The organism is Streptomyces sp. NRRL WC-3549, assembly GCF_000721935.1.
Taxonomy (GTDB): Bacteria; Actinomycetota; Actinomycetes; order Streptomycetales; family Streptomycetaceae; genus Streptomyces.
Map to the genome: position 1 here is coordinate 2229 of NZ_KL585419.1, position 13429 is coordinate 15657.

Here is a 13429-nt window from a genome sequence, read left to right on the forward strand (position 1 = left end):
GGCCCGTACGGCGGCGGAGGGCCCTACGGGGGCGGGGGTCCGTACCGGGGCGACCCGCTGGCGGGCATGCCGCCGCTGGCCGAGCCGGGCAAGCGGATCCTGGCGCGGCTGATCGACTTCCTCATCATCTCGATCCCCCTCTATCTGATCTCGCTCCCCTTCGGCGGGGCCGTCGACGTGACCTCCGACGGCGGGAAGAACGACTTCGGCAACGCGATCGGCAATTCCTACAACGGGCACCAGCTGGTCTGGTCGCTGATCGGCTGCGTGGTCTACGTCGCCTACGACACGTACTTCACGCACAAGGACGGCCGGACGCCCGGCAAGCGGCTGCTGAAGATGCGGGTCGCGATGCTCAATGACGGATCGGTGCCCGACACCAACTCCGCGCTGATGCGCGCCGTGGTGCTCTGGCTCCCGGCGCTGCTCTGCTGCCCCTGCCTGTGGTGGCTCATCAACATCGTGCTGATGTTCACCGACAAGCCCTACCGGCAGGGGCTGCAGGACAAGGCGGGCAAGACGGTTGTGGTCACCGTGCCCTGACGCTTGGCCGTTCAGCGGCGCAGCGAGTGTTCGCCGACGCGCTCCGTACGCACGGCGGGTATCGGCACGTCCGGGGCCGCGGACGTCGGGGTCCCGGCGCGTCGCGGCCGGGGCGCGGCCATGGACACCAGCAGGCCGGGCAGCAGGGCGGCGGTGCCGGTGAGCGCCGTCCCGGCGGTGGAGTCCGTGCCGGAGAGCAGCAGCATGACGAGAGCGGAGAGGACGACGGTGGCCGAACCGTAGGAGACCTGCGCGGCAGTCACACGCGGCATGGCGGTATCCGTCCCCCGGGCGTCGGATGAGGCGGTCGCTCGACACGTTCGCACGGCCGGTCGACTCTTTGACGGTGGATGCCCGTGGCGGACACGCGGTAAGCGCGGCCTGGCCCGTGGTGCCGGTGCACGGGGGGCGCACGGAGTCATGCGCTCGCCGATTTCCGTTCCGTACGCGCCGGTTGAGGCCGTGGCGCGGGGACCGGTGTCCGCATGGCGGAGACCGCCTCCCGCATAGTGCACTTGGCCTGTTCAAGTCAAGATCTGTCTTTTCTCTCGCAACTCCGATCGAATGTCGTCACTTGTGAAGCGTTGACGCGCGCGGCCCCTTCTCACCCCCCTGGCCGTGACCGCGAACGCCGGGGAGGACTGCATCACGTGAGCACTCAGAGACGGGCGCTACGCGCCACCGCGGTAGCCGTGGCCCTGGCCGCCACCGCCGCGACGGCGTCTACTTTCGCCACCGCACAGGCAGATGACAAGACGTCGGGAGCGGGTGCGTCCGTCGCGGGCCACCGCGACCCGGCACCGGTCAAGGCGCACGAGCACGACCTGGAAGGCCCCTTCAGCAAGGAGCACGACGCCCGGCGTCAGGCCGCGCTGGAGAAGGTGCTCTCCGGGCAGAAGAAGGTCACGTCCCGCAGCGGCTCCAAGGTCGTCCAGCTCGGCAGGAGCAAGTACGTCGAGCTCGGCCGCGAGAAGACCGACAAGATCTTCACCATCCTCGTGGAGTTCGGCGACCAGGTCGACGACACCACGATGTACGACCCCGACGGCGACGGCCCGAAGCCGCCCGTCAAGAAGTACGGCGGCACGCCCGGCCCGCTGCACAACCGGATAGCCGAGCCCGACCCGAAGAAGGACAACAGCACCGCCTGGCAGGCCGACTACAACCAGGCCCACTTCCAGGAGCTGTACTTCGGTGACGCCAAGGGCAAGGATTCGCTGAAGACGTACTACGAGAAGACGTCCTCCGGGCGCTACTCGGTCGACGGCGAGGTCTCCGACTGGGTCAAGGTCCCGTACAACGAGGCCCGTTACGGCTCGAACTACTGCGGTTCGACCAACTGCGCCAACGTCTGGGACGTGGTCCGCGACGGCGTCAACGCCTGGGTCGCCGACCAGAAGGCCAAGGGCCGCACGCTCGACCAGATCAAGGCCGACCTCTCCCAGTACGACCAGTGGGACCGCTACGACTACGACGGCGACGGCGACTTCAACGAGCCGGACGGCTACATCGACCACTTCCAGCTGGTCCACGCCGGTGAGGACGAGTCCGCGGGCGGCGGCGCCCAGGGCACCGACGCCATCTGGGCGCACCGCTGGTACGCGTACGGCACCAACGCCGGTGCGACGGGCCCCGCGGACAACAAGGCCGGTGGCGCCGAGATCGGTGACACGGGCTACTGGGTCGGCGACTACACCGCGCAGCCCGAGAACGGCGGCCTGGGCGTCTTCGCCCACGAGTACGCCCACGACCTCGGTCTGCCGGACCTCTACGACACCTCCGGCGGCGGCGAGAACTCCGTCGGTTTCTGGTCCCTGATGTCGGCGGGCTCCTGGCTCGGCACCGGCGACGGCCAGATCGGCAACCTCCCCGGCGACATGACCGCCTGGGACAAGCTCCAGCTCGGCTGGCTCGACTACGACACGGCCAAGGCCGCCACGAAGTCGACGCACAAGCTGGGCGTGTCGGAGTACAACACCAAGGACAAGCAGGCGCTCGTCGTCGAGCTGCCGAAGAAGCCCGTCACCACCACGGTCACCAAGCCGGCCGAGGGCACCAAGCAGTGGTGGAGCGACATGGGCGACGACCTGTCGAACACCCTGACGCGCTCGGTCGACCTCACCGGCAGGACGTCCGCCTCGCTGGACCTGTCCGGCTGGTACGACATCGAGGCCGACTACGACTACCTCTACACCGAGGTCTCGGACAACGGCGGCACGAGCTGGACCGCGCTGGACGGCACCGCCGACGGCCAGGCCCTCCCGCGTGACGCGAGCGACAAGCCGGCCCTGACCGGCGCATCGGGCGGGTACCAGAAGCTCTCCTTCCCGCTGGACGCCTACGCGGGCAAGAAGATCGACCTCCGCTTCCGCTACCAGACGGACGGCGGCGCGAGCGGCAAGGGCTTCACGGCCGACGCCCTCACGGTCACCGCCGACGGCGCCGCGCTCTTCACCGACGGTGCGGAGGGCGACGACAACGGCTGGACCGCCAAGGGCTTCTCGCGGATCGGTGAGTCGTTCACCAACGACTATTCGCAGTACTACATCGCGGAGAACCGCCAGTACGTCTCGTACGACAAGACCCTCGAGGTCGGCCCGTACAACTTCGGCTTCTCCACGACGCGCCCCGACTGGGTCGAGCACTACGCCTACCAGAACGGCCTGATGGTGTGGCTCTGGGACACCTCCCAGAAGGACAACAACACCTCCGTGCACCCGGGTCAGGGCCTGATCCTGCCGGTGGACTCGCACGCGAAGCCGCTCAAGTGGAAGGACGGCACGCTCCTGCGCAACAAGATCCAGCCGTTCGACGCGCCGTTCAGCTGGTACCCGAACAAGGGGTTCACGCTGCACAACGCGGACGTGCCGCTGAGGATCCCGGCGTCCCTGGGCAACCCGGTCTTCGACGACCGGCTGGGCACGTACTGGTACAAGGAGAACCCCACGGGAAGCGTGAAGGTCTCTGACACCAACACCCGGATCACGATCGTCAGCGAGCCCCTCAGCGGCTCCACGATGACCGTGAAGGTCGGCCCCTCCGGCCGGTAGTCAGCAACACCGCAGCTCAGCGCTTGATCGGTCGTCGCCCCCTGGCGGGCGGCGGCCGATCGTGTTTAGGTGCGTCGTGACCGATCCTTATTGACACGAAGTCTTACGGGGGAGCGCGGAGCATGGCAGGCGGAGGATTCTGCAGATTGCCGAACGGCACGGTGGTGGTGGCCCTGGCGCTGAACCGCCCGCCGGAGGGAGCCGGGGGCCCCGGGGGCCCCGTGCGGGTGCTGGTGCACGCCGCGAACCGGGCGCGGGCCCTGACCAGGCTCCGCAACCTGGGGCTGCGCGCCGTCTACCTCCGGGGCAACGCCCAGCCGCCCACCCCGGACGAGATCACGGCGGTGCTGCACCACCCGGACGGGCTGCTGTGGCGGACGGCGCCGCAGACCGGCCAGGAGCTCTGGCACCCGATCCGGGCCCTGCTGGGCCCCGCGGGATACGCCGGACCGGCCCGCCCGGCCGCCTGAGCGCGGGCGGGGGCGGTCAGACGACGGGCTTGCCCGACAGCTGCACGCCCGCCGTCCGCAGCTCCTCCAGGGCCCGCTCGGTCGTCCCCTCGGCGACGCCCGCCGTCAGGTCCAGCAGCACATGGGTCTCGAAGCCCTCGCGGACCGCGTCGAGCGCGGTGGCCCGCACGCAGTGGTCCGTGGCGATGCCGACGACGTCGACGGCGGTGACGGACCGGTCCCGCAGCCACTGGGCGAGGCCGGTGCCGTTCTCGTCGGTGCCCTCGAAACCGCTGTAGGCGGCCTCGTACGCCCCCTTGTCGAACACCGTGGCGATGGCGCCGGAGGCGACGGCGGGGGCGAAGTTCGGGTGGAAGCCGACGCCCTCCGTGCCGGCCACGCAGTGCGGCGGCCAGGAGTCCTCGAAATCGGGCGTGGCGGAGAAGTGGCCGCCCGGGTCGATGTGGTGGTCACGGGTGGCCACCACGTGGCGGTAGCCGGGCTGGGCCTCGCCGATCAGGTCGGTGATGGCGGCGGCGACGTCGGCGCCGCCCGCCACCGCGAGGCTGCCGCCCTCGCAGAAGTCGTTCTGAACGTCGACGACGATCAAGGCGCGGTGCATGGCGGGTGTCCTTCGGTGGGGTTCGACGGGTGGAGCGGGGCGGCGGAGAGGAAGGGGGCGGTGGGTCGTCTTCGAGCCTAGAGACTCGACGGGGCGTGCGGGAGGGGTAACGGCCTCCCCACGCGTCCCGGAGCGGGTCCCGGGTGCCTCCCCGTCCCGCGCGGCCCGGCCCCGTCAGACGTACTCGGTGGGCAGCACCGGCTCGCCCCGGGACAGCTGCATCGCCGACATCGGCAGCCCGGCCCGGGCCGCGATGTGCCGGTCGCGCGCCGCCTCCAGCGGCTCCCGGGCGACCACCTCACCACCCCTGACCAGCTCGACCTGGAGCTGCCTGTCCGCGAGGTCCGCCGGTACGCCGCCGGTGCCGATCACCTCCGCCTCGGCCACCCCGTACGCGTCCGGCCGGCGCGCCGCCCACTTGCGGCCGCCCCTCGACGACTTCGCGCCCAGCGATTTCTTTGCCACCGGGACCAGCGGGGCGTCCGGGTCGCCGGTCTCCGCGCGGGCCACCAGCTTGTAGACCATCGAGCAGGTGGGGTGCCCGCTCCCGGTGACCAGCTGGGTGCCCACCCCGTACGAGTCGACCGGCGCGGCGGCCAGGGAGGCGATCGCGTACTCGTCGAGGTCGGAGGTGACCACGATCTTCGTCTCCGTGGCGCCCAGCTCGTCCAGTTGCTGCCGCACCCGGTGCGCGACCAGCAGCAGGTCGCCCGAGTCGATGCGTACGGCACCGAGCTCCGGCCCCGCGATCTCCACCGCCGTACGGACCGCCTCGGTGACGTCGTAGGTGTCGACCAGCAGCGTGGTGCCCCGTCCCAGCGATTCCACCTGGGCCTGGAACGCGTCGCGCTCGCTGTCGTGGAGCAGCGTGAAGGCGTGCGCGCTGGTCCCGACGGTCGGGATGTTGTACCGGAAGCCCGCCGCGAGGTCCGAGGTGGTGTGGAAGCCGCCGACGTACGCGGCGCGCGAGGCGGCCACCGCGGACAGCTCGTGCGTGCGCCGGGCGCCCATCTCGATCAGCCGGCGCCCGCCCGCCGCCGCCGACATCCTGGAGGCCGCGGCGGCGATCGCGGAGTCGTGGTTGAGGATGGACAGGATCACGGTCTCCAGCAGCACGCACTCGGCGAAGGAGCCCTCGACCCGCAGGAGCGGCGAGCCGGGGAAGTACACCTCGCCCTCCGGGTAGCCCCAGATGTCGCCGCTGAAGCGGTAGTCGGCCAGCCAGTCGGCGGTGGCCGCGTCCACGACGTGCTGGTCCCGGAGGAAGGCGAGCATCTCGTCGTCGAAGTGGAAGTTCTCCACCGCGTCGAGCACCCGCCCGGTGCCCGCGACGACGCCGTAGCGCCGCCCCTCGGGCAGGCGGCGGGTGAACGCCTCGAAGACGGAGCGCCGGTCGGCGGTGCCCGCCTTCAGTGCGGCCTGCACCATCGTGAGCTCGTACTGGTCGGTGAAGAGCGCGGTCGACGGCACACCGACCCGTCGCCCAAGGTCCGCTGAGTTCATGCCGGGGATGCTACCCCCTTATTCGTCAAAGTGACGAGATGGGGTCGCCGTTTATGCGGGAGCCCCACCCTGGTGGCAGCATGGGAGGGTGAGCGTTGCTTCCCCCGTAGAGATCGAACGTCCCGAATCGGCCGAGGAGACCTACATCGTCCCCGAGCCCGACGTCCCCTGGGTAACGCTGGTGCACAACGACCCGGTCAACCTCATGAGCTATGTGACGTACGTCTTCCAGGCCTACTTCGGCTACTCCAAGGACAAGGCGCACAAGCTGATGCTCGACGTCCACCAGAAGGGCCGCGCGGTCGTCTCCAGCGGGAGCCGCGAGGAGATGGAGCGCGACGTCCAGGCCATGCACGGCTACGGCCTCTGGGCCACGCTGACCCAGGACCGCAACTGACCCACCGCTGCCCCGCTGCCCCTCAGTCCGACCCACCAATCGGAGAATCCATGGCCGGCCACTTCGAGGCCACCCCCGGCGGCGGCGCGGCCGTCGCGCTCGACGAGGTCGAGATCGCCATCCTGCGCTCCCTCGCCGTCCAGCTGCTGGAGCTGATCGGCCCTGGCGACGAACCCGCCGAGGGGGAGGACCCGCTGGCCGCGCTCTTCGCGGAAGGGCCGAGCGAACCCCCCGCCGACCCGGCCGTGGCCCGGCTCTTCCCCGACGCCTACAGCAACGAGGACCAGGAGCTGCGCGAGGCCTCCGCCGAGTTCCGCCGCTTCACCGAGCTGGACCTGCGCGGGCGCAAGCGGGAGGACGCCCTCGTCGTCGTACGGACCCTGGACGCGCTCCAGCCCGTCGGGGAGGAGGGTGCGGTGCTCACGCTCGACGCCGAGGACTCCCGGCACTGGCTGGGCTCCCTCAACGACCTGCGGCTCACCATCGGCACACGGCTGGAGGTGTCCGACGAGGACGAGGGGCAGGACGGCTCGCTCTACCGGCTGCCCGACAGCGACCCCCGCAAGCCCATGGTGATGGCCTACCTCTGGCTGGGCGCGCTCCAGGAAACCCTCGTCGAGACGCTGATGCCCGACTGAAGGGTGTTCCGGGGGCGGCACGTGTTCGCTCAACGGATGCTCAAATCCGAATAACGATCGCGTCACCCGAACGGCCTTCTTTGCAGGGCCTGGAAACCCTTGTCCGCTTTTTCCTGTGGCGTGCGCCACAGAATGTCTCGTGGATCCCCCGGGCACCCGTGGTAAATCTTCACGACCGCCCGGGGACGCCACCCCTGTCCCCGGGGGCGCTACAAGCCGGCCGAACGCCGGCGGCACTCCATCCATATCCGGGGGGATCAGGACCTGATCCGTCGCCTGCGAGGGCGCGGATCGGCGTGGAGAAAGGCGCACCACCATGACATCGGCGCAGGTCGACGAAGGACAGGCGGACGACCCGAAGGCCACGGAAGCGGGCACACCGGGAGAGGGCTACCAGAGAGGCCTGGGAGCCCGGCAGATCCAGATGATCGCCATCGGCGGCGCCATCGGCACGGGGCTCTTCCTCGGTGCGGGCAAAGCCATCGACCGGGCCGGACCCAGTCTCGTCCTGGCCTACGCCATCGCGGGCCTGGTCATCTTCTTCATCATGCGGGCCCTGGGCGAACTCCTCATGTACCGCCCGGTTTCCGGCTCCTTCTCGGAGTACGCACGCGAATTCATCGGCCCCTTCTTCGGATTCGTGACCGGCTGGACCTACTGGCTCTTCTGGGTCGTCACGGGAATCACCGAAGTGACCGCCGCCGCCACCTACATGACGTACTGGTGGGCCATCCCGCAATGGCTGTCCGCGCTGGTCTTCACCGTCGTCCTGTACGGCGCCAACCTGATCTCCGTGAAGCTCTTCGGCGAGCTGGAGTTCTGGTTCTCGATGGTCAAGGTCACCGCGATCCTCGGCATGATCCTCATCTGTGCGGGCGTCCTCACCGTCGGCTTCTCCGACGCCGGTGACACGGCCACCGTCGCCAACCTGTGGAACGACGGCGGTATCTTCCCCCACGGCATCAGCGGCACCCTGATGACGCTTCAGATCGTGATGTTCGCCTTCCTCGCCGTCGAACTGGTCGGTGTCACCGCCGGTGAGTCCAAGGATCCCGAGACCGTCCTGCCCAAGGCGATCAACACCGTGCCCTGGCGCATCGCCGTCTTCTACGTCGGCGCCCTCATCATGATCCTCTCGGTGGTCCCGTGGAGCACTTTCAAGCCCGGCGTCTCGCCGTTCGTGGCCGCGTTCGAGCAGATGGGCCTCGGTATCGGCGCCGCGATCGTCAACTTCGTCGTGCTCACCGCCGCCCTCTCCTCCTGCAACTCCGGCATGTACTCCACCGGCCGGATGCTGCGCGACCTCGCGGTCAACGGCCAGGGGCCGCGCGCCTTCACCAAGCTGACGAGGAACGGCCTGCCGCTGCTCGGCACCACCTTCTCCGCCGCGCTGATGCTCGTCGGTGTCTGGATCAACTACCAGTGGCCGGGCGACGCGTTCACCTACGTCGTCTCCTTCGCCACCATCTCCGGCATGTGGGCCTGGATCATGATCCTCGTCAGCCAGATCCGCTACCGCGCCGCCGCCGACCGGGGACAGCTCCCGCAGTCCTCGTTCAAGGCGCCCGGAGCGCCCGTCACTTCGTGGTTCGCGCTCGGCTTCATCGGTCTGGTGATCCTGATGATGGCGATCGACGAGGACGCCCGGATCTCGCTGTACTGCGCACCGCTGTGGGCACTCGTCCTCGGCGTCTCCTACCTGGTGCTCAAGGCCCGCAACCCCGAGAGCACCTCCTTCGCCAAGCGCCGCTGAACCGCGCTCGGCATCCCCGCGGACACCGGTCGCCCCAACGGTCGTGTCCGCCATCCGGGCCCTCCCGTACCACCCCTCGGTACAGGAGGGCCCGGATGCTTATCCTGGCGCCATGCTGACCATCACACAGGCGCTCTACGACCAGATCGTGGCGCACTCCCGGGCCGACCACCCCGACGAGGCGTGCGGCGTGGTCGCGGGCCCGGCCGGAACGGGCCGCGCCGAACGCTTCATCCCGATGCTCAACGCCGCGCGCTCGCCCACGTTCTACGAGTTCGACTCGACGGACCTGCTGAAGCTCTACCGCGAGATGGACGACCGCGACGAGGAGCCGGTGATCATCTACCACTCCCACACGGCGACCGAGGCCTATCCGTCCCGCACGGACGTCACGTACGCCAACGAACCCGGCGCCCACTACGTCCTGGTCTCCACCGCGGACGCCGACGACGCGGGCCCCTTCCAGTTCCGCTCGTACCGCATCCTGGACGGTGAGATCACCGAGGAGGACGTCGAGATCGTCGAGGCGTACCCGCCGGCCGCATGACCTTCCGGGGGCGGGCGCCGAACGCCCCGCCCCCGGCCCGGCTGTCTTCCCCCGACGTGACGTCCGCCTGGTGAACACCCTTCTTCCACCATGTGGGATCACACTCCGGGTTCCCGGTGGGGAATCGATACGATGAGCGCATGGTTCCCCATGACGTGAGCGAGAAGACGCCGGGCACACTGCTCGTCGCGCGGCTGCACGTCGACCTGTGCAGGCTGTCCAGCGCGATGTGTCCCGCCGCGGCATGCCCGTGAACCGCACGGCCTGAGCCGCGGTCCGAGCCCCATCCGTACGCACCACCCCCGCGCGGGGGCGCCAACGCACGCCCCCCGCACACTCCACGCTTTCGACAGGAGCCCACGCCATGGCCATCGAGGTCCGCATCCCGACCATCCTCCGCACCTACACCGACGGCGCCAAGGTGGTCGAAGGCAACGGGGAGACCCTCGCCGACCTCTTCGCCGACCTGGAGAGCCGCCACAACGGCATCCGCGAGCGCATCGTCGACGGCGACAAGCTCCGCCGCTTCGTGAACGTGTACCTCAACGACGAGGACGTGCGGTTCCTCGACGGCATCTCCACGAAGCTGGCCGACGGCGACAACGTCACCATCCTCCCCGCCGTGGCCGGCGGCATGCGCTGATGCGGTACGAGTCCCCGCTCGCGGCTGTGGGCAACACGCCCCTGGTCCGTCTCCCGCGGCTCTCCCCGTCCGACGAGGTCCGCATCTGGGCCAAGCTGGAGGACCGCAACCCCACCGGCTCGATCAAGGACCGCCCCGCGCTCCACATGGTCGAGCAGGCGGAGAAGGACGGCCGCCTGACACCCGGCTGCACGATCCTGGAGCCGACGAGCGGCAACACCGGCATCTCGCTCGCGATGGCGGCCAAGCTCAAGGGCTACCGCATCGTGTGCGTCATGCCGGAGAACACCTCCCAGGAGCGGCGCGACCTCCTCGCCATGTGGGGCGCGGAGATCATCTCCTCCCCGGCGGCCGGCGGCTCCAACACCGCCGTCCGCGTCGCCAAGGAACTCTCGGCCGAGCACCCGGACTGGGTGATGCTCTACCAGTACGGCAACCCGGACAACGCCGGCGCCCACTACGCCACCACCGGCCCCGAGATCCTCACCGACCTCCCCTCCCTCACCCACTTCGTGGCGGGCCTCGGCACCACCGGCACCCTCATGGGCGTCGGCCGCTACCTGCGCGAGCACAAGCCGGACGTCGCGATCGTGGCCGCCGAACCCCGTTACGACGACCTGGTCTACGGCCTGCGCAACCTCGACGAGGGCTTCGTACCGGAGCTGTACGACGCCTCGGTGCTCACCACCCGCTTCTCGGTCGGCTCCGCCGACGCGGTCACCCGCACCCGCGAACTCCTCCAGCAGGAGGGCATCTTCGCGGGCGTCTCCACCGGCGCCGCGCTCCACGCGGCGATCGGCGTCGGACAGAAGGCCGTCAAGGCCGGCCGGCCGGCGGACATCGTGTTCGTCGTCGCGGACGGCGGCTGGAAGTACCTGTCGACCGGCGTCTACACGGCCCCGACGACGGAAGCCGCCATCGAAACCCTGCACGGCCAGCTCTGGGCGTGACCCGCACGCACCACCCAGCCGCCGTACACCGGAGCACCGCCCCGAGCCGGGCGCACCCACCCAGGGGGCGCCCGGCTCCGGACGTACGGGGCCGTGCCCCGCCCGGCGCCCGCCTCAGCCCAGCCCGCGCACCCGGTCCCACACCTCGGGCCCCACCTCGCCCGCCCTCCGGCGGAACGCCGGCACCGGCACGTCCCGCAACTCGTCCGTCTCCAGGTAGCTCCGCCGCCCCCGGGCGTCACCCACCGCCCCCGGAGCGAGCGCGATCACCCCCGGCCGCTCCGTGTGGACCTTGCTGGTGATCTTGGCGACCACCGCCGTCCCGTCCCGCACCGACAGCACCAGGCACGGCCGGTCCTTCGACCCGGGCCCGTCCTCGTACGGGACGTCGGCCCACCAGATCTCCCCGGGCCGCGGCGCCCCGCCCGGCCGGGGCCGTGGCGCCGGCCGCCCGGGCGCCCGCCCGCGCGGCGGCCGGGTCCGCCCGCCCGGCCGCCGGCCCCGGGGGCCGCGACCGCTGCGCCCCCACCCGTCGGCCACCGACGCGACGAGGGCCAGCAGGACCACGGCGGCCAGCGCCACCCACCACCACGTGTTCATCACCCGACCGTACCGGCCCGGGCCCGACTTCCATCGAACCGGTGACAGCACAGGTGAGTTCCCCCACAACGGCAGGCCGTGGAGGCGCGACCGGTGGCCCGGCGCCTTAGGCTCGACGGACCGTACGAACCCTCCCCGTTCCCATGTCCCGGAGGTTCACGCTTCATGAAGCTCACCGTCGTCGGCTGCTCCGGCTCGTTCCCGTCCGCGGGTTCGGCATGCTCGAGCTACCTCGTAGAGGCCGACGGCTTCCGGCTGCTCCTCGACATGGGCAACGGAGCCCTCGGCGAGTTGCAGCGCCATGTGGGTCTCTACGACCTCGACGCCATCTTCCTCAGCCACCTCCACGCCGATCACTGCATCGACATGTGCGCGTACTTCGTCGTCCGGTACTACCGCTTCGACGGGGGCCGCGCCGCGCTCCTCCCGGTGTACGGGCCCGAGGGCACCGAGCAGCGGCTGACGACCGCCCACGCCGACACCCCGTCCGACCACGCGATGGGCGAGGTCTTCGACTTCCGCACGCTGAAGTCCGGCTCGTTCGAGATCGGCCCCTTCTCGGTCCGCACGGAACAGGTCAGCCACCCCGTCGAGACCTTCGGCATCCGCCTCGAGCACAACGGCCGCACCCTCGTGTACTCCGGTGACACGGGCACCTGTGAGGCGCTGGCCGAACTCGCGGAGGGCGCGGACCTGTTCCTCTGCGAGGCGTCGTTCGTGCACGGCAAGGAGGACATCCCGGACCTCCACCTCAACGGCCGCGAGGCCGGTGAGTACGCCGCACGCGCCGGCGCGGGACGCCTCGTCCTCACCCACATCCCGCCGTGGACCGACGCCGAACGCAACCGCGCCGACGCCCGCGAGGTCTACGACGGCCCGGTCGAGCTGGCCACCCCCGGCGCCGTGTACGAGGTCTGAGCCCGGTCCCGGGAACGCCACGAGCCCCCGCCCTTCACGAAGGACGGGGGCTCGTGGCGTACGGGCGGGGCCTACTTGGCCTCCGCCTTCTGGAGCTCGGCGAGCTCCTCGTCGGACTCACGGCCCGGCGTCGGAAGGTTGAACTTGGTGATCGCGAACCGGAAGACCGCGTAGTAGACGACCGCGAAGCAGAGGCCGACCAGCACCAGCAGCCAGGGCTTCGTCGCGATGCCCAGGTTGAGGAAGAAGTCGACCGCGCCGGCCGAGAAGCCGAAGCCGTCCTTCATGCCCAGGCCCCACGTCAGGGCCATGGAGACACCCGTCAGCACCGCGTGGATCGCGTACAGCACCGGCGCGATGAACATGAACGTGAACTCGATCGGCTCGGTGACACCCGTCACGAACGCGGTGGCGGCGAGCGAGAACATCATGCCGCCGACGACCTTGCGGCGCTCCGGGCGGGCACAGTGGACGATCGCGAGGCAGGCGGCCGGAAGGGCGAACATCATGATCGGGAAGAAGCCGGTCATGAACTGCCCGGCGGTCGGGTCACCGGCCAGGAAGCGGCCGATGTCGCCGCTCTTGCCCTCGTACTCACCGGCCTGGAACCACGGGAAGGAGTTGAGCAGGTGGTGCATGCCGACCGGGATCAGCGCACGGTTGGCCACACCGAAGATGCCGGCGCCGACCGCGCCCGAACCGACCAGCCACTCACCGAAGTTGTGCAGCCCGGTGCCGAGCACCGGCCAGATGTACCCGAAGACGATACCGATGAACAGGCCCGCGATCGCGGAGAGGATCGGGACCAGGCGGCGG

The 13429-nt window shown here is 70.2% G+C and carries 16 protein-coding genes; 11 read left to right on the plus strand and 5 right to left on the minus strand.

Annotated elements, in window-relative coordinates; all coding sequences use genetic code 11:
* A partial coding sequence (locus IH13_RS0124230; protein WP_031087805.1) for an RDD family protein occupies positions 1-543 on the plus strand: 543 nt, incomplete at its 5' end.
* A gap of 11 nt (positions 544-554) precedes the next feature.
* Here the strand turns inward: IH13_RS0124230 and IH13_RS0124235 are convergent.
* A complete protein-coding gene (locus tag IH13_RS0124235) occupies positions 555-815 on the minus strand; it encodes a hypothetical protein (protein ID WP_031087806.1) in 261 nt (86 codons plus the stop codon).
* Between the two features lie 378 nt (positions 816-1193).
* On the opposite strand from IH13_RS0124235, the gene IH13_RS0124240 reads away from it, so the two are divergent.
* Entirely contained in the window at positions 1194-3593 is a 2400-nt protein-coding gene (locus IH13_RS0124240) for an immune inhibitor A domain-containing protein (protein WP_031087809.1), read from the plus strand.
* Between the two features lie 122 nt (positions 3594-3715).
* Positions 3716-4063: a hypothetical protein gene (locus tag IH13_RS0124245; protein WP_031087811.1), complete on the plus strand. Its 348-nt coding sequence runs from the start codon at positions 3716-3718 to the stop codon at positions 4061-4063.
* Positions 4064-4079: 16 nt separating this feature from the next.
* Here the strand turns inward: IH13_RS0124245 and IH13_RS0124250 are convergent, their stop codons facing one another.
* Positions 4080-4664 (minus strand): isochorismatase family protein, encoded by a 585-nt coding sequence (locus IH13_RS0124250; protein ID WP_031087812.1) that lies wholly within the window; start codon positions 4662-4664, stop codon positions 4080-4082.
* 174 nt (positions 4665-4838) lie between these two features.
* Positions 4839-6167: a nicotinate phosphoribosyltransferase gene (locus IH13_RS0124255; protein WP_031087813.1), complete on the minus strand. Its 1329-nt coding sequence runs from the start codon at positions 6165-6167 to the stop codon at positions 4839-4841.
* Between the two features lie 88 nt (positions 6168-6255).
* Between IH13_RS0124255 and clpS the strand changes: the two genes are divergently transcribed.
* The 7 genes from clpS to IH13_RS0124285 all read left to right on the plus strand — a co-directional run bounded on the left by clpS (position 6256) and on the right by IH13_RS0124285 (position 11095).
* On the plus strand, positions 6256-6564 hold the full coding sequence (gene clpS / locus IH13_RS0124260) for an ATP-dependent Clp protease adapter ClpS (protein WP_031087815.1): 309 nt from the start codon (positions 6256-6258) through the stop codon (positions 6562-6564).
* Positions 6565-6614: 50 nt separating this feature from the next.
* The gene (locus IH13_RS0124265) at positions 6615-7202 is read left to right on the plus strand and encodes a DUF2017 domain-containing protein (protein WP_031087817.1); all 588 of its coding nucleotides are present in this window, start codon (positions 6615-6617) and stop codon (positions 7200-7202) included.
* 316 nt (positions 7203-7518) lie between these two features.
* A complete protein-coding gene (locus IH13_RS0124270) occupies positions 7519-8955 on the plus strand; it encodes an amino acid permease (RefSeq protein ID WP_031087818.1) in 1437 nt (478 codons plus the stop codon).
* A gap of 112 nt (positions 8956-9067) precedes the next feature.
* Positions 9068-9502, plus strand: a complete 435-nt coding sequence (locus tag IH13_RS0124275) for a M67 family metallopeptidase (protein WP_031087821.1) — start codon at positions 9068-9070, stop codon at positions 9500-9502.
* Positions 9503-9642: 140 nt separating this feature from the next.
* On the plus strand, positions 9643-9756 hold the full coding sequence (locus IH13_RS45815) for a putative leader peptide (RefSeq protein WP_324605194.1): 114 nt from the start codon (positions 9643-9645) through the stop codon (positions 9754-9756).
* Between the two features lie 110 nt (positions 9757-9866).
* Positions 9867-10145, plus strand: a complete 279-nt coding sequence (locus tag IH13_RS0124280) for a MoaD/ThiS family protein (RefSeq protein WP_031087822.1) — start codon at positions 9867-9869, stop codon at positions 10143-10145.
* Positions 10145-11095, plus strand: a complete 951-nt coding sequence (locus IH13_RS0124285; protein ID WP_031087824.1) for a PLP-dependent cysteine synthase family protein — start codon at positions 10145-10147, stop codon at positions 11093-11095. Before IH13_RS0124280 ends, IH13_RS0124285 begins: the two co-directional genes overlap by 1 nt.
* A 114-nt stretch (positions 11096-11209) precedes the next feature.
* On the opposite strand, the gene IH13_RS0124290 is transcribed toward IH13_RS0124285, so the two are convergent.
* Complete coding sequence (locus IH13_RS0124290; protein WP_031087826.1) at positions 11210-11695, minus strand: type II toxin-antitoxin system PemK/MazF family toxin; 486 nt, start codon at positions 11693-11695, stop codon at positions 11210-11212.
* A gap of 165 nt (positions 11696-11860) precedes the next feature.
* Here IH13_RS0124290 and IH13_RS0124295 point away from each other — a divergent pair, with 165 nt between their 5' ends.
* On the plus strand, positions 11861-12613 hold the full coding sequence (locus IH13_RS0124295) for an MBL fold metallo-hydrolase (RefSeq protein WP_031087828.1): 753 nt from the start codon (positions 11861-11863) through the stop codon (positions 12611-12613).
* A gap of 71 nt (positions 12614-12684) precedes the next feature.
* On the opposite strand, the gene IH13_RS0124300 is transcribed toward IH13_RS0124295, so the two are convergent.
* Positions 12685-13429: PTS transporter subunit EIIC (locus IH13_RS0124300; RefSeq protein ID WP_031087830.1), on the minus strand; the 745-nt coding region annotated here is incomplete at its 5' end.

Bases quoted from the DNA above. Each gene is read 5' to 3' on its own strand.
- IH13_RS45815 (WP_324605194.1), top strand. From the start codon at position 9,643: ATGGTTCCCCATGACGTGAGCGAGAAGACGCCGGGCACACTGCTCGTC.
- IH13_RS0124255 (WP_031087813.1), bottom strand. From the start codon at position 6,167: ATGAACTCAGCGGACCTTGGGCGACGGGTCGGTGTGCCGTCGACCGCG.
- IH13_RS0124235 (WP_031087806.1), bottom strand. From the start codon at position 815: ATGCCGCGTGTGACTGCCGCGCAGGTCTCCTACGGTTCGGCCACCGTC.
- IH13_RS0124270 (WP_031087818.1), top strand. From the start codon at position 7,519: ATGACATCGGCGCAGGTCGACGAAGGACAGGCGGACGACCCGAAGGCC.
- IH13_RS0124295 (WP_031087828.1), top strand. From the start codon at position 11,861: ATGAAGCTCACCGTCGTCGGCTGCTCCGGCTCGTTCCCGTCCGCGGGT.
- IH13_RS0124280 (WP_031087822.1), top strand. From the start codon at position 9,867: ATGGCCATCGAGGTCCGCATCCCGACCATCCTCCGCACCTACACCGAC.
- IH13_RS0124245 (WP_031087811.1), top strand. From the start codon at position 3,716: ATGGCAGGCGGAGGATTCTGCAGATTGCCGAACGGCACGGTGGTGGTG.
- IH13_RS0124265 (WP_031087817.1), top strand. From the start codon at position 6,615: ATGGCCGGCCACTTCGAGGCCACCCCCGGCGGCGGCGCGGCCGTCGCG.
- IH13_RS0124290 (WP_031087826.1), bottom strand. From the start codon at position 11,695: ATGAACACGTGGTGGTGGGTGGCGCTGGCCGCCGTGGTCCTGCTGGCC.
- IH13_RS0124275 (WP_031087821.1), top strand. From the start codon at position 9,068: ATGCTGACCATCACACAGGCGCTCTACGACCAGATCGTGGCGCACTCC.
- IH13_RS0124250 (WP_031087812.1), bottom strand. From the start codon at position 4,664: ATGCACCGCGCCTTGATCGTCGTCGACGTTCAGAACGACTTCTGCGAG.
- IH13_RS0124285 (WP_031087824.1), top strand. From the start codon at position 10,145: ATGCGGTACGAGTCCCCGCTCGCGGCTGTGGGCAACACGCCCCTGGTC.